The organism is Sinorhizobium numidicum (genome assembly GCF_029892045.1).
Lineage (GTDB): Bacteria > Pseudomonadota > Alphaproteobacteria > Rhizobiales > Rhizobiaceae > Sinorhizobium > Sinorhizobium numidicum.
On the sequence record NZ_CP120369.1, the window covers coordinates 72140 to 94444 of the forward strand.

The following is a 22305-nucleotide window of genomic DNA, read 5'->3' on the forward strand; positions in this document are numbered from 1 at the left end:
GCGGGCCGGCGGCGACGTGCGCTGCGTCTGCCCGATCCTGGTTCTCGTCAACCCTTGCAGAAGGAACATCCTGCGTGAACGCGCTGTCCGAACAGATCCTTTCCGAATTGCGCCACCTGCTGAGCGAGATGAGCGACGGCGGCAGCGTCGGTCCCTCCGTCTACGACACGGCGCGAGCTCTGCAGTTCCACGGCAACGTCACCGGTCGGCAGGACGCATACGCGTGGCTCATCGCGCAGCAACAGGCCGATGGCGGATGGGGAAGCGCGGACTTCCCGCTGTTCCGCCATGCGCCCACGTGGGCGGCGTTGCTGGCATTGCAGCGTGCTGATCCTCTTCCCGGCGCTGCCGACGCAGTCCAGGCTGCAACCCGGTTCCTCGAGCGCCAGCCCGATCCCTACGCGCATACGGTGCCGGAAGACGCTCCGATCGGCGCGGAGTTGATCCTGCCGCAGTTGTCCGGCGAGGCCGCATCCTTGCGGGGCGGCGTGGCGTTTCCGCGCCACCCGGCGCTGTTGCCGTTGCGGCAAGCGCGCCTGGTCAAGCTGGGGGCGGTGGCGACGTTGCCGAGCGGCCATCCGTTGCTGCACTCCTGGGAAGCCTGGGGGACGTCGCCGACCACCGCGTGCCCGGATGACGACGGCAGCATCGGCATCAGTCCGGCGGCCACCGCCGCGTGGCGTGCGCACGCCGTGACACAGGGGAGCACGCCGCAGGTCGGGCGCGCCGACGCGTATCTGCAGGCGGCATCGCGGGCGACGTGCAGCGGCATCGAAGGTGTGGTTCCCAACGTCTGGCCGATCAATGTGTTCGAGCCATGCTGGTCGCTGTACACACTGCATCTGGCCGGGCTGTTCGCGCATCCCGCGCTCGCCGAGGCGGTGCGCGTGATCGTCGCGCAGCTCGACGCCCGCCTGGGCGTGCGCGGTCTGGGCCCGGCCTTGCACTTCGCGGCCGATGCGGACGACACCGCCGTTGCTTTGTGCGTCCTGCGCCTTGCAGGCCGCGACCCGGCGGTCGATGCGTTGCGCCATTTCGAAATCGGCGAGCTGTTCGTCACCTTCCCCGGCGAGCGCAATGCCTCGGTGTCGACCAACATCCATGCCCTGCATGCGTTGCGACTGTTGGGAAAGCCCGCCGCCGGCACCAGCGCCTACGTCGAGGCCAATCGCAACCCGCACGGTTTATGGGACAACGAAAAATGGCACGTTTCGTGGCTGTATCCCACCGCGCATGCGGTCGCTGCGCTGGCGCAAGGCAACCCCCAGTGGCGCGACGAGCGCGCGCTGGCGGCGCTGCTGCAGGCGCAGCGCGACGACGGCGGCTGGGGCGCCGGTCGCGCCTCCACATTCGAGGAAACCGCCTATGCGCTGTTCGCGTTGCACGTGATGGACGGGAGCGAAGAGCCGACAGGGCGCCGGCGCATCGCGCAGGCGGTGGCGCGTGCGCTGGAGTGGATGCCCACCCGCCATGCGGCGCATGCATTGCCGCAGACGCCGCTGTGGATCGGCAAGGAACTGTATTGCCCCACCCGGGTCGTGCGCGTGGCCGAACTCGCCGGGTTGTGGCTGGCGCTTCGTTGGGGGCGGCGCGTCCTGGCCGAGGGAACAGGAGCGGCGCCATGATCCAGACCGAACGCGCGCTGCAGCAGGTGCTGGAGTGGGGGCTTTCCCTGACCGGGTTCGCCGACGAGCATGCCGTGGAAGCGGTCAGGGGCGGCCAGTACATCCTGCAGCGCATCCACCCGAGCCTGCGCGACACCAGCGCCCGCACCGGCCGCGATCCGCAGGACGAAACGCTGATCGTGGCGTTCTATCGCGAACTGGCGCTGCTGTTCTGGCTCGACGATTGCAACGACCTTGGCCTGATCGCGCCGGAGCAGCTCGCCGCGGTGGAGCAGGCGCTGGGGCAGGGCGTGCCGTGCGCCCTCCCCGGATTCGAGGGCTGCGCTGTGCTGCGCGCTTCGCTGGCCGCGCTCGCCTACGATCGTCGCGACTATGCTCAGCTTCTCGACGATACCTGGCGCTACTGCGCGGCGCTGCGCGCCGGACACGCGCAGGCGGCAGGGGCGGAACGCTGGTCCTACGCCGAGTACCTGCACAACGGTATTGATTCGATCGCCTACGCGAACGTGTTCTGTTGCCTGTCGTTGCTGTGGGGGCTGGAGATGGCGACCTTGCGCGCGCGTCCGGCGTTTCGCCAGGTCCTGCGGCTCATCTCCGCGATAGGGCGCCTGCAGAACGATCTGCATGGACGCGACAAGGACAGGTCGGCCGGCGAGGCCGACAACGCGGCGATCCTGCTGCTGCAGCGCTATCCGGCTATGCCTGTGGTGGAGTTCCTCAACGACGAGCTGGCCGGCCATACGCGCATGCTGCACCGGGTGATGGCGGAAGAACGCTTTCCCGCGCCGTGGGGACCGTTGATCGAAGCCATGGCGGCCATCCGCGCGCAGTACTACCAGACCTCGACCAGCCGCTACCGCAGCGACGCTGCGGGGGGAGGCCAGCGTGCGCCGGCCTGAACGCGCGGGAGGCGGCGACGTGCGCGCGCTGCCGTCGGTCCGATCCGACGCAACGCCGTCGCCCGATGACGGATGGAGCGAGCATGAGCGACACCGCCCTGAGCCGGCGCAAGGACGACCATCTGGACATCGTGCTTGATCGGCGAACGGCGCCGGCCACGGTCGCCGCCGGCTGGGAGTACATCCGATTCGAACACTGCGCATTGCCCGAGTTGGACCTGACGCAGATCGACCTGCGCGCCTCGCTGCTGGGCAAGACCATGCGCGCGCCGCTGCTGATCAGCTCCATGACCGGCGGCATGCCACGCGCCGAGGCTATCAACCGGCATCTGAGCGAGGCAGCGCAAGCCTTGGGGATCGCCATGTGCGTCGGTTCGCAGCGCGTGAGCCTGCAATCCCACAACTCCCAGGGGCTGACGCGCGCGCTGCGCCGCCTGGCCCCAGACATTCCCTTGCTGGCCAATATCGGCGCCGCGCAACTGCGCGAGGCCGACGGCCTGGGCCTGGCGCGCCGGGCGGTGGATGCGCTGGAGGCCGATGGACTCATCGTCCATCTCAATCCGGTGCAGGAAGCGGTACAGCCGGAGGGCGACCGCGACTGGCGCGGCGTCCTGGCGCAGATCGCTCGCGCCGCGCGTAGCGTGGGCGTGCCGATCGTGGCCAAGGAAGTGGGGTCGGGCCTGTCCGCCTCGGTGGCCTGTGCGCTCGTCGAGGCGGGCGTGGCGGTGATCGATGTCGCCGGCGCCGGCGGCACCAGTTGGGCCGCGGTGGAGGGCGAGCGCGCCCGCGATGCCGCTGACCGTGCAGTGGCGATGGCGTTCGCCGATTGGGGGATTCCGACCCCGGCCAGCGTGCAGGCGGTACGTCGGGCGCTGCCAACGGTGAAGCTGATCGCGTCGGGCGGGATCCGCGACGGCGTCGACGTGGCCAAGGCCATCCGCCTGGGCGCGGACATCGCCGGGCAGGCGGCCGGCGTGCTGCGCGCGGCGACGGTGTCCACCGAGGCGGTTGTCGCGCATTTCGAGATCGTCATCCGCCAGTTGGCCGTCGCCTGCTTCTGCACCGGCTCGGCCGATCTGGCGGCGTTGCGTCAGGCGCGCTTGTTGCCCTCGGCGCATCTGCCCGCCGGTTGATGCCGGCGTCGCCCGCACGTGACGGCGGGAGCCTAGCAGGCTGCTGAAATACCTACGCCAAAGATAGACTAATGACCCACCTTGGCGAGGCGGTTCGATGCGCGGGAGCGATGTGTTCATGGAGCAGCTGTTCACGATGAAGCGGTTGGAGGATTTCGTTCCAGCCGATCATCCACTGCGCCCGATCCGGCTGATGGTCAATGAAGCGCTGGTGCGGCTAGACGGCTCGTTTTCCGCATGTACGCCTGCAGTGCCAAAGGCGGTCGCCCCAGCATTGCGCCGGAGAAATTGCTGCGTGCCATGTTGTTGCAGGTGTTCTTCAGCGTCCGTTCGGAGCGGCAATTTGATGAAGCAGTGCAGTAGAACCTGCTGTACCGCTGGTTCATCGGTCTGTCGATGGACGATGCGGTGTGGGTGCCGACGGTGTTCAATAAGAACCTCGAGCGATTGATCGAACACGATGCGGTGATCGCGCTGTTCAACGAAGTGGTGGAGATCGCCAATGACGGGGGCTGGTTGTCGCGCGAACATTTCAGTGTGGATGGCACGTTGATCCAGGCCTGGGCCGGGCACAAGAGTTTCAAGCGCAAGGACGCGATGACGAGGACGGCAGCGACGTCCGCGGACGATCGCGCAGCAACCACACGCACGTGTCCACGAGCGATCCGGATGCGCGGCTGTATCGCAAAGGCAGCACGGCCAGCGAGCTGCGCTACATCGGACACACGCTGCGCGACAACCGGCATGGACTGATCGCCAATGCGCGGGTGACGCAGGCCGACGGCTACGCCGAACGCGAGGCGGCCAAGGCGATGATTGCCGATGCCCGGCCGGCGGCCGAGCCGGAGGCGGTGCTGACGCTGGGGACGGACAAGGCTCTGACGCGGCCGAGTTCATTCAAGCGCGAGGTGCATACGCTGACAGCAGAACGGCAAAGAATTTGCGGATCATCGGCCCTGCAGGCCGATCTCTACTTTTCCGATCCATACTCTGCTTGGCAACGCGGCAGCGAAAACGCAAATGGACTGACACGCCATACTTGCCACGGCACATCGACTTCAGCACCATCACCGAAGAGCGCCTGCGATGGATCGAGCAACGCCTCTACGACCGACCACGCAAGAGACTCGGATTCAGAACGCCCCTCGAAGTTTTCGTTGCGAATCGCCGAGGATGGCCGTCCCGAATTGCGACTGTCAAACAAGAGGACGAGTAGCTTGAGTAGGGGCTTCTTAAATTCATGAAATAGATAGAACTATGAGTCTAAATCGATTGGAATAGAATCTAATCCTGGATCATCGTTTTCCTGCCACAAGCGAAGGAAACCACGATGACAAAGACCTCGATCCTCGTCTTCCATCCTGATTTGCCCCGTTCCAAGGTCAACAAGGCCCTTGTCGCGGCGGCAGCCGGACTGCCGGGGGTGGAGATTGCCGACATGCAGGCTCTCTATCCGAACGGTATCGATTCGTCACGGGATGGCCGGCCCGAAGCTGCGCGCCTTCTCTCAGCCGACCGTATAGTGCTGCAGTTTCCTTTCCAGTGGTATTCCACGCCAGCGCTCCTAAAGGCATGGCAGGATGCCGTTCTCACCCGCATGTTCTACATGACATACGAGCACGAGGGTCGGGCACTCCGGGGCAAGCCGCTGCTGATCGCCGTTACCACCGGCAGTGTTTCAGAGTCCTACGGTCCTGGTGGCCGAAACATGTTCACAATGGACGCGTTGCTTGCCCCGCTGCGGGCCACTGCCCATCGCTGCGGGCTCCTATGGACCAAGCCATTTGTTGTCTACCAGGCGGACAAACTGGAACCTCCACAGCTTCATGCCGCAGCAGCCGATTACGCCGACACGTTGCGAGCGGTGAACAGCGACTCCGGCCACCTCAAAACGGTCTGAGGCGTGGAAAACACTAGTAACATTCACGGAGACTTCGCGCCTGTGCCGAAGGAGCGACGCGAGGATCGATGCGCCCAGATAACAGCCTCGGTCTAACGTGTTTCGAGCGGTCGCCGCCAAGAAGATTGGGTGCGGCAGTACCGGGCACGAAAATGGCAATCTCGGGGCCGTGGCGTAACGACGTTGGGTAGTGCCTGAGCCTAGCGCCAGGTGCACAACGCCGCCCGATTAAGGCGCCGCTTCCATCGCCTCAGGTACTGCAGCAACGAACGCTGGAGCGATCGCGCCCTAAGGGGCACGACCCGATCATGCCCGATCGCCGTTCCTCCATGCCGCGATAAGGCAGGCTAGTCCCGCGCACGCTCCAATAGACGTTAGCGTAAGTGTCCACTGATGACGCGTATTGTCCACACCGCGCCATGTCTGGTTAAGACATTAGGCGTCGACGGAGCAATGCAGCCGACAAGAAAAATGGTACTACTACGTAGATGCAAAGAGCGCCGACATGCAGACCGACGTCGACTACCGGGCGGCCGAGCATTGTCGGGCGGATGATTTCGATCGAATGTGCCAGCGGCAAGAATCGTGTTACCTGTTGAAAAGCGCCAGGCAGTTGGTCGACTGGAAAGACAGCGCCGGACAGGAACAGCATCGGTGTGATGACGAGCGTCTGATAGAATATGAAATAGTCGTAGCTGGGCGCAAGTGCCGTGACGAGCATGGCTAGGCTCGCAAACGCTAGGCCGGTCAGGGCAATGACCGGCAGCGCATAGAGGACGGACAACCATTCCGCGTAGCCCAGCATGGCGGCGACAATACCGATTCCGGTACCCGCCAGAGAGGCCTTGCTCGCTGCCCACGCTAATTCACCGAGAACGATATCGCCGATCGTGATCTGTGTGTAAAGGATTGCTTCCCAGGTGCGCTGAGCGCGCATGCGGGCGAAAGTCGCGTAAATCGTTTCGAAGGTCGACGCGGTCATCGCGCTTGTCGCGACCATTCCGGCCGTCAAAAATGCAATGTACGATACGCCATCAACGCGCCCCACCATCATTCCCAAGCCAGTGCCGAGGCCGAACAGGTAAATCATGGGGTCGGCGAGGTTGCCGAGGATCGACGCAAGCGCGACTTTTTTCCATGCCAGATAATTGCGGCGCCATACGGCAACCCAGTTCCACCCGTTGGCGGGCAGAGCCGCCGCATAAAGCTTCCACATCGTTCAGTCCTTCAGCTCACGCCCGGTCAACCGTAAGAAGACGTCCTCAAGATTAGGCGGACGCTGTAGAATGCGCAGACCCGCGCGCCCGTCCAACTGCACTCGCACCTGCTCTGGGTCGGGGGCATAACAGAAGAGGGTCTCGCCGCTCACCTCGATGTGCCGCGCGTATGAACTCACCAGCGCACTCAACTCATGGGGATTCCCACCGTAGACCTCAAGCACCTGACAACCGATCTGCTCGTCTATCAGCACGTGAGGTCGGCCTTCAGCGATCTTGCGCCCTTCTTCGAGCACGCACAGCCGATCGCACAACCGCTCGGCTTCTTCCATGATATGGGTGGTCAGGAGAATCGTCTTGCCGCGTGCCAACAGCGAGCGCAGCCGTTCCCAGATCAGGTGGCGCGCGTGCGGGTCGAGTCCAGTGGTCGGCTCGTCCAATATCAGGAGCTGGGGGTCGTTGATGAGCGCACGCGCCAGTGTCAGGCGCCGCTTCATGCCGCCGGATAGGTCCACGACACGGGCATCCGCTTTACTCTCAAGGCGCGCAAATTCAAGGAGCGATGGGATTATCGCTTCGATCTCGTGCGTGCTCATCCGGAAGTAGCGCCCGAAGACCAACAAGTTCTCGCGCACCGTGAATTCCAAGTCGAGGTTGTCGAACTGCGGAACTACGCCGATACCCATCCGTGCTAGACGAGCCCGCGCTGGCACTGGCACCCCGAGCACAGTGATCTCACCCGCATCAGGCGTTGTCATGCCGAGGATCATGCGCGTGATCGTGCTTTTCCCCGCGCCGTTCGGCCCTAACAGACCGAAGCACTCACCCGCCGCAACGGTGAACGATAGCCCATCGACAACGGATCGGTCACCGTATGACTTTTTTACGCCGGCAAGATCGATTGCCACGGTTGCCATGGAATCCGGTGTGGAAATCTTGACGCTTAAACCCGTGTGGCGCTCCCGCTCGAACGGACTCGGGTGAAGGCGGCACGGATCCTCTGGGCCCAACTCACGATCTAACAATTGACTTTTCGCTTCTTTTTTCAAAACTCGCCCGTTTACGGTCATCCGGCTGTCACTCGCCACGGGATGTGCAGTCAGATGCCGCCAAGCCTGGGCTTTGCACCGCGATCTGCTTCTGAACGCTGTCTGGTACATTCGGAGCGAACCCGCGCGACAGCCAATCGCTGTTAGACAATGTACACAAGGCATAGGCTTTCAAGGGAAGTAAGAGAAAGATGTTAATGGGTGTGTGCAGTGCGAAGCCCAAAAATCTAAGTTGGCGAGCACGAAACGCTACAACACTGCAGCGTATCATGGTCATGGATGCAATCATCAAGACTGTCCACCATGGCACTGTGGCTGTGAGCATGAATTGCGCAAGTCCCGCCACTACCGACACGGCGAGTAAGAGCGGCCCAACATTTTGCCCGATCACGTCCAACGTGAGATAGCGGTCGAGGCCAGGCAGTAGATGGAGTGCTAGAAACGTGTCCCGGAACGTGCTGCGTGCCCAACGCAGTTGTTGCCGCAGATACGATCCCAGCGTGTCCGGAACGACTGTTGCCACGATGGCGTCCGGAACATACTCCGTTCGAAAGCCTGCTTTCAGCATGAGAATCGTCAGATGGCGATCCTCACCGAAGTCACTTGGTCTGCCCCGAAACAGTTGCGTCTCGTACTGATCTAGCAGGGAAAGGAGCGCGGACCGCCGGTACATAGCACTTGGGCCGCAGCAACACATCACGGCACCGAAGCGTGCCTGTGCCGCGCGTTCTTCGTTGCAGGCAAGCCAATACTCCATGTCGATCAATCGCGTCAGCCAAGTGTCAGCCCGGTTGCTGGCGATCAACTGGCCCATGACCGCACCGACCCTCGGATTTTGCATCTTCAACGCGAGCTTGGTGACGACGTCGGACGCGACAGTGCTGTCTGAGTCCACATTTAGCACCAAATCTCCAGATGATTGGCGTATCGCGGCGATCTGCGCTTTGCGTTTTCCCACATTCTCCGGGAGCAGAATAAAGCTGAACCTCGGATCGCGCGCATAAGCATCATGTACACGCACGATGGCGTCGCGGTTCCTAGAACCGTCATCAACGACATAGACTCGCAGTTCTCCAGCATAATCCTGGTCTGCAATGGACGCGAGGCACGCCGAGAGGATGCGCGGGTCCTCGTTGAAGCAGGGGACGATAACATCCACGGCTGGCCGGGGGCCGGTCTCGACCGGTGCCGCCGAGACTACTGACCCGTTTCTCGGGCGAGTATAAAGGACCTGCATGCTCTTGTAAGCGGTCGAGAGGAGGGCATAGATCGCTATGGCGGCGGTGCTGGTTGTGTCAAGCAGATACATGGCTCTGTCTGTTCAGTGATGCTGGGGAAGTGCACGAATTGCAAAGCCACGCCCATGCAGCATCGGGATGATGAGGGAAAGGGCCAAAAGAGTTTGGTCACGCAGGCCGAGAAACTCAGCCTCATCGGGAGGACAGCCGTCGTGCAGAAGCACGATTGCGCCAGGTCGAGCAGTGGAAAGTACTCTTTCAACAATCGCGTCGACGCCTGGGCGAGACCAATCTCGAGGGTCTGACGACCAGTGGATCGCCCGAAGTCCGGCGCTCGCCGATGTGGAAAGCACGTCCTCGCTCCAGGCCCCGTAAGGCGCTCGTATATGGCGGACCGCAGCCTGGGGACACGCCGAGATAATGGCCTTATTTGCCTCGATTATCTCACGTTCTACTTCTCGGGGTCCGCATGTTGACAGGTCCGGATGAGTCAGCGTGTGGTTAGCAACCTCGTGACCTTCCGCGACGATACGTCGGATGAGTTCCGGCTGCTCTTTCGCATACGCACCGATGACGAAGAACGTCGCCGGCACCTGGTATTCAGCCAGGACATCCAGTATCAGCGGCGTACAAAATGGATTGGGACCATCGTCAAACGTCAGGTAAACGCTGCGATCTTCGGTGCCGCCGGCGCTATCAACCGGCACTTCGCGCATATAGTCGAGTTGTGTCACAGTTCTGGTCCGTTTCGTTCTATCAACGTGCCGGACGGCCACTCGCTCATGGTGCGTCCGATCGGAATTACCAAGACGAGCAGGTCCTCGGTGCGGGTGGGGGGCATGTAGGGATGAAAATCTGGAAGGGTCGACCGGACACTAACCCCAGTCAACACGCTAAGCATACCGGTTCGAGCATATCTTTCGACGTGGCTCCGCATGGCGTGCCGAACCGTACCGAAGGCGAAGGGGACGCCGAGCTCCTGCAGCGTTGGAAACAATGCGCTGACCGAATGACCGATGCCCATTCGCTCCAGATCCGGTCGCACCCCGTACAAACCCAATTCAGCCACGGCAAGATCAGTCTCACCAACCTTTATGAAACGGCGCAACAAGCCCATGTGACTTGCTATTCCGCGGGAGTCGTAGCCAATTGCACGTCGTTCCGGCCTCGCGCCGGCCCAACTTCGGCCGCCCTCGAATGGTTTCGCGTTGAACGCTCCCGTCGGCCCATAGGTTTTTTTGAAGAACTCGGAGAGCTCCGAGTGGTCTGACCGTTCCAACTCATTTTCCCAGCATAGTTTCCACTGTACATTCGCGGACATGCAAGAACTCCAGCTCGTTGTATTTACCCAAACACGATCAAAGCAGTGGTAGGATAAGCGCACGTTAGGCCTAGCAGGCGGATTTGACGCCGGTTGACGAGAGCCCAGAGCAGAACGGGTCAAATCAGGGACCATCCTGACTTCTTAAATTTGCGGCGACGCCTTGATTGCGATTAAGTTCGCGGTCTTATATAAGCAGATCTCAACATTGGTAAAATTGATTGTGTGAATGCCAATCATCCACGCTACGGATACACTAGGGACATGCGTTTCAAAGGCCTTGATCTAAATCTCCTCGTGGCGCTCGACGCTCTGATGACCGAACGCAAGCTCACGGCCGCGGCACGCAGCATCAATCTCAGTCAGCCAGCTATGAGCGCGGCTATCGCCCGGCTGCGCACCTATTTCGGCGACGACCTATTTACAATGCAGGGCCGCGAATTTATCCCAACACCGCGTGCGGAGGCGCTCGCCCCCGCGGTGCGGGACGCCCTGCTGCAGATTCAGCTTTCCGTCATTGCCTCGGATCCGTTCAATCCAGCCGAATCGGTACGCCGTTTCAGGATCGTCCTTTCCGATTTCATGACACTCGTGTACTTTGAGAAGGTCGTTCAGCGCGTAGCACGAGAAGCCCCCGCCGTCACCTTCGAGTTGGTGGCTTTCAAGGACGATCCGGATGAGCTTCTCCGCCGCGGCGATGTCGATTTTATAATTCTGCCGGAAGTGTTCATGACGAGCGCGCACCCCAAAGCGAAACTATTCGACGACACACTCGTGTGCGTCGGCTGCCCCTCGAACAAGCAGCTGTCACGGCAGCTTTCCGCCGAAGCATATATGTCGATGGGGCATGTTTTAACCAGCTTCGGGCGTACGGTGAAGCCCTGCATCGACGATTGGTTGCTGCTGGAGTACGGCCTCACGAGACGCATCGAACTCGTCGTGCCGGGCTTTACCTTGATCCCGCAGCTGCTTTCACGCACCGACCGAATAGCGGTGTTGCCGTTGCGGCTGGTCAATCATTTCGCAAAAACGATACCTCTGCGGATCGTCGAACTTCCGGTGCCGGCTACTCCAATCACCGAGGCTGTCCAATGGCCCGCCCTCCACAACAGTGATCCTGCAAGCATCTGGATGCGGGAGTTGCTGGTAGAGGAAGGAACCCGCATGAAATCCGAGTCGGACAACTCTTAGACGCTACTAAACGCCTGCGCCATCGGCTTCCCAAGCCTGCACCAGCGTGTGACCTGCATTGTGCCAGTGGGTGAAACAGCAGACATTTGAAAGGGAATGCCGAAACCCTGCACGCTGCTCGGGCACTCATCAAGATCGCCGAAACGGAGATGCATAGTGAGTCGCTGACTTCCTGAATTGAGCCAACTAAGCTAGGGGTCTTGCCGTAGATCGAATCTGGACCCCGGCTCGTCGAAATGCAATCGACAGAGGAAGGCGCACCGAGGAGGTAAACTGTCCTGAGTATCAGCGCCGACAAAAAGCCCAACCCTGTGGATATTTATGTCGGCCGTCAAATTCACCAACGGCGCGTCTGAAAGCAGATGTCGCAGGCGGCGCTCGGCGAGGCCAGCGGGGTGACATTTCAGCAGGTACAAAAGTACGAAAGAGGCTCGAACCGGGTCGGTGCGAGCCTCTTTCAGCAGATAGCCGAGGCTTTGGACGTGCAGCCTTCATACTTCTTTGAGGGCACGCCTGACAAAACCGAACAACCAAGCCGACATCCCGCCCGAAGTGATGGAAGTCGCGGCGAGCGGGGAAGGGGTCGAACTCGTCCGGGCGTTTGCCCGCGTCGGCGATCTTCAAGTGCGCAGTCGGATCGCAATGCTCGTCAAGTCTCTCCCGTTCAGCGCTTATGGTGATACCAGCGGCTCCAGACTAGGCACGCAGCTATCCAAGGCCGAGCGTGCCTGAGTGGCGGCGGTCAACATTGAGCGCGGCAATCGTCGGGCGGTTGGTCAATTGCACTGTCGGTGAAGGCCAGAAGTCGATCAACGATCGCGCTGGGCATGGGGCATATCCCCGCCGTCAAAGCCTCACGGTTCGCGCAGCAGCAGGGAATCCATTGGCTTTTGTCGGTTAACTTCGCGCCGCACCAGTATGGGCGAGTTCAATAACCATGAGCCGCGCACGGCGTCGGGCACTAGAAATCAACCATACATGAAGTCGCAGTTTGACGCTTGCGTTGAATCTGTAGTTCACTTAACCCAAAATCATATGAGGCTCAGGGAGGAACTACAGATGGCTGATGAGAGTAAGGCGGGACCGTTCGCTACGATTAAGGCGAATGCGGAAACTAAAAGCCCCACTGCTAAAAAGCGGAGGTCGCCACGACTGCAGAAGGCGGCTGCCGAACAAGTTCGTGATTCCAAAGTGACGGCTGCTAAGCCCAGGAGGTATAGCGATCAAGAAAAAAACGATAAGCTCAAGCTAATCGAGACGCAAGTCGCCGAACGCAAGAGCACCCTCAAGGACGCCATCAAGAGCGCCGGCATATCGGAGCAGACCTATTATCAGTGGAAACGGGCAGCAAAGCCCGTTGATCAAAAGGACGACAAAACTCGTCCGGCCGGAGATGAGTTGGCAGATCTCGTTCAACTCGAAAAGGAAAACTCGAGGCTTCGTCAACTCCTGGCCGACAAGTTGCGTGCGGAGAATGCTGAGCTGCGTAAGCGGCTCGGGCTGGACTGAAACCACATGGGGAGTCCGCTGGGAACGCCATTTTGCTCATTGGCGCGGTCGCACGCGAAAAAACACGCAAGCTGCTGCATTGCCAATGCGCTAATTGACTGCCGACAGTTGAATTGACGAGTGACGAGCAGTATTTGTCCACCCAGAAGCGGTGGCGCCGATCGGCGTTGGCCGTTGATGGTTTCTTGCGGTTGAGACATATGAAAACACCACGGAGCTTCATTGTTGAATTCAAGCCCGGGCGACGGCAGCCAAAGGGACGCCCGAACTCAATTTGGGGGGAGACGGACTTCAAAGCCTTGGCCCGGGAAGTGAAAGAGAAGGCACCACATCTATTCAATTCAACGGAGACGTCCCCAACGCCTGATATAGGGGAGGGCTCGCAGGCCGATCCGAGCGCAGGTCCTGTTGCCAGAGACGCAGGTGACTTCGACGGTGCACGCAGACCGGTAGCCTCAGGCGACAGTGTAGAGGCTGAGGTGTCGAAGCAGCATCGGGACAATCCTCCCGCAGGCAATGCTGCAGTGGATCGGCAAGGGAGCTCTGAAGTCCCGCCACCTGGGACACCGTCAAGGAGCGGCATTTCTCGACGGCGCGAGCGCTATACAACATATATTTCGATGGGCGTGCATCAGGATGAGAGCGAGCAGACCAAACCTGTCGAACATGCGATCTCCCTCGAGGAAGTGGCGGCCCTTGACGCAGAAAATAAGCGACTCAAGAGTTTGCTCGCTGAGCAGATTCGTGCGGAGAACTTGGAGCTCAAGAAGATGCTTGAGCGGTTTAAAGTCACATAAGGTAGCGTTCAATCGCCGTGCATTCATGAAAGTACCATGCGATTGCCAAGCGCAGAATTCGAGACTGCGCATCACGCGAGCTGAACGTGCGCCAACGCGACCGTAATGCGCGTTAAGTGTTTCGGCGAATACGACGCGTGAGCTATGTGCGCGGATTTTTAAGTTTTCGGGCCGGCTCCAGCAGTTTTGAGGAGCCGAATCATCCTCACCCAGCAGCACCCATCGCCGATGGCCGTCGTGCGCTACGTTACCCTGCTCTGTGCGTTGAGCCCGGTGATGAGGTGATGAGCCGCTGGAGCAGTGGATGTTCCGTATTGCGCTATCACGTATAAGCGAAAAGCTGGACGTCCCCTCTCGACGGCATGCCAGTATGGTTGCGTTGAGGAGGAAAGCACCGATGGTAAGACTAGAGCGTTTCATGTTTTGACGGAAGCGTAGCCTGCGTTGGCCAGATAGTTTGAGCATTCGTGTGGTATTGTCTGGACGAGCGCTCCGATGTGTCGCCAGGCGTCTTCGACGGTTCGCTTCTGGGCCTGCCGCATCCAGTGCTTGATCTTGGAGAAAGCCTGCTCGATCGGATTGAGATCCGGCGAATAGGGCGGCAGGAACCAGAGCCGTGCACCGGCCGCCTTTATGATCTGCCGGATAGCTGCCGATTTGTGGCTGCCGAGATTGTCCATGATGACGATATCGCCGGGTTTGAGCGCGGGCACGAGCTGTTGCTCGACATAGGCGCGGAAACACTGGCCGTTGATCGGTCCGTCGAAGACACAGGGAGCAGTCAGCCGATCGCTGCGCAAGGCACCGAGGAAGGTCAGCGTCCGCCAGTGGCCGTGCGGAGCAAAGGCACGCAGGCGCTTGCCCTTTGGTCCCCAGCCTCGAAGCGGCGTCATGTTGGTCTTGATCCAGGTCTCGTCGATAAACACCAGCCGCTCAGGATCGAGATTGCGCTGAAAGGTCTTCCATCGCTCCCGCCTGCGAGCGATGTCGGCGCGGGCTTGCTCAAGGACGAACAGGGTTTTTTTTGAAGCGCAGTCCCTCGCGCCGGATGAATTCCCAGATCGTATTGTGGGAGACCGTGACGCCGCGTCTTGCCAGTTCATCCTTCAAGCCATGCAGCGTCAGATGCGGGTTCTGATTGAGCCGCTCGGCAATGAAAGCGCGATGCGGTTCCAGAATACGCTTGCGATGCCCGCCCATCTTGCCCGGTGCGCCAGAACCGGTCGCACGATAGCGCTGCGACCATTTCACCACGGACGAGACGGCAACTCCGAAGCGCGCCGCCACCACACGGCTGGTCTCGCCGCTCAAAACCGCTGCCAAAACGCGGTCGCGAAGGTCGTTCGATAAGGGTCGCGTCATCCAATGCTGGCCTCCTTCCAGCCAGCATCTTGATGATGTGGACGCCCCCGCACCGGCTGCGGCTATGATGCCGGCCTGTCATCCGAAGCAGCAAGAGGAGCATTCACGATGAAGATCACGATCATGGGATTGGACCTGGCCAAGAGCGTGTTTCAGGCGCATGGCATCGACGAGACAGGCAACACCGTGCTCGTGAAGCGGTTGCATCGGAAGCAGATGCTGCCCTTCTTCTCAAAGCTACCATCATGCCTGATCGGGATGGAGGCGTGCGGAACAGCGCATCATTGGGCTCGCACGCTCGCGGCGATGGGGCACGAGGTCCGGCTCATCCCGCCGTCCTATGTGAAGGCCTATGTCAAGCGTGGCAAGAGCGACGCGCTGGATGCCGAAGCAATCTGCGAAGCCGTGCAGCGCCCGACGATGCGGTTCGTGCCTGTGAAGACGGTGGAGCAGCAGGGCATTCTCATGACCCACCGCGCGCGAGCGCTGCTCGTTCGCCAGCGCACCATGGTCGCAAATGCGCTGCGGGCGCATTTGGCAGAATTCGGCCTTGTCGCCAATCCCGGCATTGCCAATCTGGCCAAGCTGGCGCAGCAAGCGCTGTCCGATGAGGACGGCCTACCTTCTTATGCACGCACTTCGCTGGATATTCTGATCCGGCAGATCATGGTGTTTACCGATGAGATTGCGGTGCTGGATCAGCAACTTCACGCTTGGCATGTCGACAGCGAAGCCAGTCGTAGGCTCGCAGCGATCCCCGGCCTCGGCGTAGTCACGGCCACGGCTGTTGCTGCCACCGTCACCGATCCCGATCAATTCCGTTCAGGTCGGCAATTTGCCGCTTGGCTCGGCCTGACGCCGCAACAGCATTCGACAGGGGGCAAAACCCAGCTCGGTGGCATCTCCAAGCAAGGAGACCGATATTTGCGCCGATTGCTGGTTGTCGGTGCTACCGCCGTCATCCGTCACACGAAGGACAAGGCAACACCCATGGCGAATTGGATCAGAAAGCTCTTGGAGAAAAAGCCGTTCAGGCTCGTCTCCGTCGCGCTCGCCAACAAGCTCGCGCGGATCGCATGGGTCGTACTGACCCGAAAGGAAGCTTATAGGGCTCATGAGCTGACGGCCTGAGTTCGGTCCCAGACAACCCGAATTGGTAACGGCAGTCGATGATGTGTAACGATCGAGCCAATGGTGAGGCCAACCCGTCTGATTCAATGCGCTTCAAAAGCGCGCCAGCTTGATCAGGGACCTCACCGGCGGATTTCCATCAGGGCCAGCGGTCAAACTCTACGCCGCACAAACAGGCCGGACATATGAAAGCAACCGATCAAACCATCCCCGACAAAAGGCCCTTGCCATAGGGGCGTCCACATATGAATCACAACAACGACGATTCGGGAATCGGCAACGATTCAATCAAACACGGAAACGCTCTAGCATGCTCGGCCGGGATTTGGCGAAGAGAACGATTCTGGTCCATGCAGCCGGGCCGATGGCGCGGCGATTTTCCTCGAGTGGCAAACTGCTAGCGTATCCCGATTTAGGCTTGCGCCGGAAGCAGCCGGTAGTTCGGGAGACGTTGCTTAGGCATCAGGTCCAATGGAGGGCCCATCTGTGCGGAGCGTTTGTCAAACGGCAGAAGAATGATGTTGCTGGGCTGGCGGCGATCTGCAAAGCGGCGCTCTCCACTGTGTTCACAATTTTTGTGATCTGCTGATCCGCAGAAGACGCGAGTCATCAATGCCTTGCTCCGTCATCTGCGGCCGGCCAGCACTCTGATTGCTGCCGTCAAACACATGGCGCATTGCCGGAGGAAGCGCCATCTCTTTGCACGGTGCCACGGCGCGCTTACTTCCTCCACAAGGTGCGCGAGGTGGATCAGGACCTCGTGTCGGGTTTGTCGAGCCCGCGACGTGGCCCTTGTTTGCTAATCTCGTGTTTTTCCGAGGGTAAGTAGCTGACAACAAATCACAAAAGTCTTTTGTAGCTGAAGTCGGCCAAATTGGCACGAGTTTTGAAGCCTTCGTTGCAAGCGGCGAGAGCTGCCGACCGGCATTCATGTCGTAGTTGACGGATCGAACGAAGGAGGAAAAGCAAGTGGCAAGTTTGCGTCAGATCAAATGCTATGGCAAGGGCCGCATCGATGAGTCCACATCCCAAAGCATCCTCGCAGCGCTTGCCGGCCTCGGGGAGAAGATCCTTATCGTCGGCTGCGACCCCAAAGCCGAGGGCACCCGCCTGATCCTGAACTCGAAGGCGCCGGACATAGTATTCCGTTCGGGCGGCGCGCGGCTGGTCCGGCTGATTTATAACCAACGCCAGATCGACCGCGCGTTCGACCTCGCCGAGGCGCTGGCGTCCCATGACGGTGTGCTCAACCGCGCTCATCAATGTTGCCCGAGTGGGCGAGCGTTGGAGCATCTCGTTCCTGGAAAGCTCGATATACGGCACCAAGGCTACATCAAACGGATTCCAGCACACCGCCGTGGTGCTCGTGAAGAACGGGGCCGATCCGCTTCTCGAACGCACGAAGGCGCTGATCGCGGAAGAAGGGGCAAGCGCGCCGAAGAGGCCGCGTCTCCAAAGCAAGACCGTGCTTCTCAACCCCGGCGGCGCAAAGTCCCGTGCGGTCGTCATTGCGTTGGTGGAGATCGGCATCGCGATCGTCACCATGTCGGCCAAGAAATCGACGACCGCCGACAAGGAGCCCAGCAAACAGATCATGAAGGTCGTCAACCCGAGGAAGGCTGATGGTCCGCATACTTCCCCAGAGCAAATCGGCGGCGATCAATCCGCTGAAGTCGTCGCAGCCGCTTGGGGCCGCCTTCGCCTTTCTTGGGGTCGATGGTGCGGTACCCCTCTTTCATGGCAGCCAAGGCTGCACCAGCTTCGCACTGGTGCTTTTCGTACGGCATTTCAAGGAAGCCATCCCCCTGCAAACGACGGCAATGGACGAAGTGGCCACGATCCTCGGCGGGGCGGACCATCTTGAACAGGCAATCCTCAATCTCAAAACCCGCGCAAAGCCAAGGCTGATCGGTATATGCACGACGGCGCTGGCGGAAACCCGTGGCGAAGATTTCGTAGGCGATCTCGCCAAAATCAAGCTGGAGCACGCGGAAGAACTTGCAGGTACCGTCGTCGTGCTGACCAAAACGCCGGATTTCGACGGCGCAATCGAGGAGGGCTGGGCCAAGGCTGTCACCGCGATGATAGAAGCGATCACGCAAACCGGTGAGCGAGCCCGGCAGTCGAGGAAGGTCGCGATCCTGCCAGGTTGGAATCTCACTGTAGCTGACATCGAGCATTTGCGCGAGATGGTAGAAAGCTTCGGGCTCATGCCGGTGATCCTGCCGGACGTCTCCGGCTCGCTCGACGGTACGGTGCCCGATGACCGCTGGGTGCCCACTACCTATGGCGGCACCAGCGTCGAGGGAATCCGCGAGCTTGGCACGGCGGCGCAGTGCATCGCGATCGGGGAACATATGCGCCGTCCTGCGGAGGTGCTGCAGACGCTAACCGGAGTGCCTTACGTGCTATTCCAGTCGCTGACCGGTTTGAACGCAGTCGATCGGTTTGTCTCGCTACTTTCCGCAATTTCCGGTGCGCCCGCGCCAACGAAAGTCCGCCGTCGCCGCGCACAGCTGCAGGACGCCTTGCTGGATGGTCACTTCCATTTCGGTGGCAAGAAGATCGCGATCGCATCCGAGCCGGACCAGCTCTACCAGCTCGCCACCTTCTTCACCGGCATGGGTGCCGAGATCACCGCGGTGGTCACGACGACCAGTACCTCGAAAATCCTCGAGAAGGTCCCTGCGGAAGCGATTCAGGTGGGCGATCTCGGCGATCTGGAAAGTCTTGGCGACGGCGCTGATCTTCTCGTCACACATTCGCACGGCCGGCAAGCGGCAGCGCGTCTAGGCATTCCCATGATGCGTGTCGGTTTCCCTGTGTTCGACCGGCTCGGCAGTCAGCACAAGCTCACAATCCTTTATCAGGGAACGCGCGACTTGATCTTCGAAGTCGCCAACATCTTCCAGTCCGATCCCCTCGCGCCGTCACCCTGGGCACTTGATCCGTTTCGTAGCCAGACCGACACCGATAAGAAAAGCCAGCGCCTTGCACGTGGCGATCGCACACAAGCTACTAGCGCAGGCTTGCCCGCCGACAAGAATCCTCTTTGACGATGAGGACTGCGAAATGAGAACACCACACAATAACCTCATTATCCCCGCTGTCGAGGACAAGGCGGCTCTTGCTACCTCTTTCCTTAAAGGCCTCATTCAGCTGATCCGCGCTCAGGACTCCTACGGTTTGTGGGAAAGCAATGTGGATGATGAGCTGCTCGCCGAGTTCATTGTCAACAAGGAGCGGCGCCGTGATGTCTCGATCATTGGCGATCCCGATCAGGAAGTGCTGTGGAGGCTACAAATTTTTTACCGCTGTGTGGGACTTGCGATCCAGGAGCGCTCCGGCCTGGTGGCATCGCCCATCATAATGATGAGCCCCGAGGGCTTCGGACGTGTGCTTCTCACGCCAGGGCAGGGACGAAACTGGTGGATAAATGCGGTCGCAGTAATCGAAGCCTACCCGCATGTAGCGCTGGCGTGATGATACCGACTTTTCGACGGAGGAGATCATGTCAGACCATGAGAGGCTTCAGAGAAAGCTCCGCAACCTGCAGTCGCGCGCACTGCGAGCCCACGCCAAGGGCGTCCCAGTCAACTGGACCGAGAAGCTGCTCGACTATCTGCGGTCGAAGTTGGCGCTGGCACGGGCGGGTGGAAGACGGCCCCTCCCTACGCTGTGGCGGCCTTAAGATGAAGCTCGATGCTCACCGGGCTCCGCGAGAGTACCTCGGACCTATCGAGCTTCAACCCGCTACTCGCCCGGTTGAGAAAACACGGTCAAGTCTTCAGCGGGGCTGAGCTGATCGGCGGCGGAACAACATCCATGTCCGAGCACGCACCGTGGACGTTCGGATCAGCCGGCTCAGAAAGAAGGATGAAAACGGTCTCGTCCTACAGCGCATCTCCTCGTGCTGAGGGCAAGTCTTGCGGGCTTAAAACGCGCTTGCAGATGCGACGTTACATAGAAAGAAGCGGTCAGATGGCTTTTAAAACTGTGCTCAGTGTGACGGAAACTTACCACTCCGATCAGGACGTTATTACAGCTGCCACATTGTGTGCCGAGATCGGAGCGCGTCTTTCTGTACTGATCATCGGATTTGCCACGCGTCCGGCGTTCGGCGGTGGGACCGGCGTAGCTGCTCCCCAGCGGATTGAAGTACACGCGGTGGACACGGTCAGGTTGGAAAAACACTGCCGCGAAATCGAGGCAATTTCGCAGGACATGATTAGACTGGAGAGGCGCTCCGAGGAACTCGAGACACTGCTGGGAGCGATGCGGCTTTCCTGTGACGTCGACAGCGCTTATTGCGACCTGGCCAGCGTCGATGAGGTTGTGCGAAAGCGGGCGCTCTGCGCGGACCTAACAATCATCGGCCCCTCACTTCTTGAAAACAATATTCTCGGATCTCGTGTTATCAACGGCAGCCTGTTCGAATCGGGAAAGCCAGTGCTTGTTGTGCCGAAGGGCGCCGATGCAACTCTGTCGCCACGGCGCGTGCTGGTCGGCTGGGATTCGCGAGTCGAGGCGTCCCGAGCGGTTAGGGAAGCGCTGGACCTTCTGTCCGGCGCAAAGGAAGTTCGTGTCACACTAGTCGATCCCGAGACGACCCACAACGGAAACGGCGCCGAGCCGGGCGCCGACATCGGTGATTATCTCGCTTTACACGGTGTTCAGGTGGTGGTCGACCGGCTGCAGAGCGGCGGCCAATCGGTCGCCTCAGTGCTCACTCAGCACGCAATCGACGCGTCCGCCGACATGATTGTCATGGGCGCTTATAGCCACCGTCGGCTGCATGAGCGGCTCTTCGGGGGCGTCAGGAGATGGATACTTGAGAAGCCGCCTATGCCGCTGTTTTTGGCTCGCTGACTGATGCCCGCGTTTCCGCTGCTATTCGAAGCCGACGCCGTCGACAACGGCGAGGATCTGAACGCGGATCATCGTTCCACGGAACTTGCGGGAAGACAGCAGTGCTCCAGGAGTTGAATGACGCCGTTGCTATCGACCTCGCGGTGGAGCGCGAGGAGACGCAGAATTAGGGCAAGGCGCTCTACCGCAAGGAACCGACCAAGCGACGGTCTGCCAAGGCGCGCTTCGTGCCCTTGGCAATCGTGCTCCAACGATGACCGGCCACCGGTCAGAAGCGACATCGCGATAACGTTCGCGAAAGCTGATGATCGGCGCGTGAGCGTTGATCGCCGTCATAGAAGGCTTTCGCGCAGAGCCGCGTTGCGCCGGCGCGAGATCGGCACGTGGCGCAGGTCGTCGACACCGGCCGTGGTAATGCGTTCGGTCCCGGATCGGATGGCCGCGACGGCGGCCTTGGTGACGGTGATGATCTCACCGATTAAGCCTTCCGAGAGGCTGAATATCCGGCGCGCCATCGGTTCATTCGACAGGTCCGAGATTCGGGCGGGACCGCATAGTACTCGGCATGCCGGCTGAGAGACGACAGGAATTCGTCGGTGTGCGGAGCCAGCGTTACCGGCGATTGCCGCGAGGATGTTCCCTGCGTCATGCGAGGCGGCCTCGGCATCAAACTCCGGCTCCCATTTCTCGATGGCTTCGTTGGTAATCTGCTCGCGTCCGCTTTCGATGGCCTCAATGGCGAGGGTGTTGATCGTGTGGAAGATGTTGGCAAGTCGTCCTTGGGCTTAGATTAAGTTCCAAGCAGAGCTGGAGAAGGCTCTGCAGGACTACAAACGTAACGCTATATCGGTTTAGCAGACCAAGCTTCGATGCTAGCCTTATAGGTCAGTTGACATGACTTCGGAGTCGGCCAGTGGATCGCGATATCAAACGGACACCTACAGCTGAACGTTCATCCCGTGACGGCGGGGAGCTCGAGCGTCGGGGCCAGACGATCTCTGGGCTGGATCACGATTCGCGGATCGAATTCGCCAAGAGTTTGTTTCCGGCCGACCGCAAGCTCA

General features: G+C 60.3%; 17 protein-coding genes and 5 pseudogenes. 15 read left to right on the plus strand and 7 right to left on the minus strand.

Annotated features, from left to right (window positions below):
- The first annotated feature begins 74 nt into the window (after window positions 1-74).
- The 6 genes and pseudogenes from PYH37_RS29485 (at window position 75) to PYH37_RS29510 (ending at window position 5557) form a co-directional block, all read left to right on the plus strand.
- Window positions 75-1625 carry a hypothetical protein gene (locus PYH37_RS29485; protein ID WP_280736415.1) on the plus strand — a complete coding sequence of 517 codons (1551 nt, stop codon included), beginning with the start codon at window positions 75-77 and terminating at the stop codon, window positions 1623-1625.
- Entirely contained in the window at window positions 1622-2524 is a 903-nt protein-coding gene (locus PYH37_RS29490; protein WP_280736414.1) for a terpene synthase family protein, read from the plus strand. Before PYH37_RS29485 ends, PYH37_RS29490 begins: the two co-directional genes overlap by 4 nt.
- An 83-nt stretch (window positions 2525-2607) precedes the next feature.
- Entirely contained in the window at window positions 2608-3657 is a 1050-nt protein-coding gene (gene fni / locus PYH37_RS29495) for a type 2 isopentenyl-diphosphate Delta-isomerase (RefSeq protein WP_280736413.1), read from the plus strand.
- A 97-nt stretch (window positions 3658-3754) separates the two neighbouring features.
- Window positions 3755-4561 (plus strand): annotated as a pseudogene (locus PYH37_RS29500) (IS5 family transposase); the annotation flags it as partial.
- Window position 4562: 1 nt separating this feature from the next.
- Window positions 4563-4873, plus strand: a pseudogene (locus tag PYH37_RS29505) (IS30 family transposase); the annotation flags it as partial.
- 114 nt (window positions 4874-4987) lie between these two features.
- Window positions 4988-5557 (plus strand): NAD(P)H-dependent oxidoreductase, encoded by a 570-nt coding sequence (locus tag PYH37_RS29510; protein WP_280736412.1) that lies wholly within the window; start codon window positions 4988-4990, stop codon window positions 5555-5557.
- A 427-nt stretch (window positions 5558-5984) separates the two neighbouring features.
- On the opposite strand, the gene PYH37_RS29515 is transcribed toward PYH37_RS29510, so the two are convergent.
- From PYH37_RS29515 to PYH37_RS29535, 5 genes are read right to left on the minus strand one after another with little or no spacing between them, the layout of a single operon-like run.
- Complete coding sequence (locus PYH37_RS29515; RefSeq protein WP_280736411.1) at window positions 5985-6773, minus strand: ABC transporter permease; 789 nt, start codon at window positions 6771-6773, stop codon at window positions 5985-5987.
- Between the two features lie 3 nt (window positions 6774-6776).
- Entirely contained in the window at window positions 6777-7844 is a 1068-nt protein-coding gene (gene nodI, locus PYH37_RS29520) for a nodulation factor ABC transporter ATP-binding protein NodI (RefSeq protein WP_425336185.1), read from the minus strand.
- A gap of 7 nt (window positions 7845-7851) precedes the next feature.
- Window positions 7852-9132 (minus strand): chitooligosaccharide synthase NodC, encoded by a 1281-nt coding sequence (gene nodC / locus PYH37_RS29525; protein WP_280736409.1) that lies wholly within the window; start codon window positions 9130-9132, stop codon window positions 7852-7854.
- A 12-nt stretch (window positions 9133-9144) separates the two neighbouring features.
- Window positions 9145-9795, minus strand: a complete 651-nt coding sequence (gene nodB / locus PYH37_RS29530; RefSeq protein WP_280736407.1) for a chitooligosaccharide deacetylase NodB — start codon at window positions 9793-9795, stop codon at window positions 9145-9147.
- A complete protein-coding gene (locus PYH37_RS29535) occupies window positions 9792-10382 on the minus strand; it encodes a NodA family N-acyltransferase (protein WP_280736406.1) in 591 nt (196 codons plus the stop codon). Before PYH37_RS29535 ends, nodB begins: the two co-directional genes overlap by 4 nt.
- A gap of 264 nt (window positions 10383-10646) precedes the next feature.
- Here PYH37_RS29535 and PYH37_RS29540 point away from each other — a divergent pair, with 264 nt between their 5' ends.
- From PYH37_RS29540 to PYH37_RS32565, 4 genes and pseudogenes are all read left to right on the plus strand, one after another.
- Complete coding sequence (locus PYH37_RS29540) at window positions 10647-11573, plus strand: LysR family transcriptional regulator (protein ID WP_280736405.1); 927 nt, start codon at window positions 10647-10649, stop codon at window positions 11571-11573.
- A gap of 362 nt (window positions 11574-11935) precedes the next feature.
- Window positions 11936-12305: pseudogene (locus PYH37_RS29545) on the plus strand (helix-turn-helix domain-containing protein).
- A 327-nt stretch (window positions 12306-12632) separates the two neighbouring features.
- Complete coding sequence (locus PYH37_RS29550; RefSeq protein ID WP_280736404.1) at window positions 12633-13082, plus strand: transposase; 450 nt, start codon at window positions 12633-12635, stop codon at window positions 13080-13082.
- A gap of 200 nt (window positions 13083-13282) precedes the next feature.
- Window positions 13283-13879 (plus strand): hypothetical protein, encoded by a 597-nt coding sequence (locus tag PYH37_RS32565; RefSeq protein ID WP_425336195.1) that lies wholly within the window; start codon window positions 13283-13285, stop codon window positions 13877-13879.
- Window positions 13880-14295: 416 nt separating this feature from the next.
- On the opposite strand, the gene PYH37_RS29560 is transcribed toward PYH37_RS32565, so the two are convergent.
- Window positions 14296-15241 (minus strand): IS630 family transposase gene (locus PYH37_RS29560; protein ID WP_280736402.1). Its coding sequence is split into 2 segments (ribosomal slippage): window positions 14296-14904 and window positions 14906-15241, totalling 945 coding nucleotides; the frame shifts between segments, so codons are not numbered across the junction.
- 108 nt (window positions 15242-15349) lie between these two features.
- Between PYH37_RS29560 and PYH37_RS29565 the strand changes: the two genes are divergently transcribed.
- From PYH37_RS29565 to PYH37_RS29585, 5 genes and pseudogenes are all read left to right on the plus strand, one after another.
- Window positions 15350-16372 carry an IS110 family RNA-guided transposase gene (locus tag PYH37_RS29565; RefSeq protein WP_252746836.1) on the plus strand — a complete coding sequence of 341 codons (1023 nt, stop codon included), beginning with the start codon at window positions 15350-15352 and terminating at the stop codon, window positions 16370-16372.
- A 969-nt stretch (window positions 16373-17341) separates the two neighbouring features.
- Window positions 17342-17515: pseudogene (gene nifH, locus PYH37_RS29570) on the plus strand (nitrogenase reductase); the annotation flags it as partial.
- A gap of 479 nt (window positions 17516-17994) precedes the next feature.
- Window positions 17995-19428, plus strand: coding sequence for a nitrogenase iron-molybdenum cofactor biosynthesis protein NifN (gene nifN, locus PYH37_RS29575; RefSeq protein WP_280736401.1), 1434 nt, complete (start codon window positions 17995-17997; stop codon window positions 19426-19428).
- 16 nt (window positions 19429-19444) lie between these two features.
- Window positions 19445-19855 (plus strand): DUF269 domain-containing protein, encoded by a 411-nt coding sequence (locus tag PYH37_RS29580; RefSeq protein ID WP_280736400.1) that lies wholly within the window; start codon window positions 19445-19447, stop codon window positions 19853-19855.
- A gap of 498 nt (window positions 19856-20353) precedes the next feature.
- A complete protein-coding gene (locus PYH37_RS29585) occupies window positions 20354-21241 on the plus strand; it encodes a universal stress protein (RefSeq protein WP_280736397.1) in 888 nt (295 codons plus the stop codon).
- A gap of 332 nt (window positions 21242-21573) precedes the next feature.
- Here PYH37_RS29585 and PYH37_RS29590 read toward each other — a convergent pair.
- Window positions 21574-21786, minus strand: a pseudogene (locus PYH37_RS29590) (TniB family NTP-binding protein); the annotation flags it as partial.
- Between the last annotated feature and the right edge of the window lie 519 nt (window positions 21787-22305).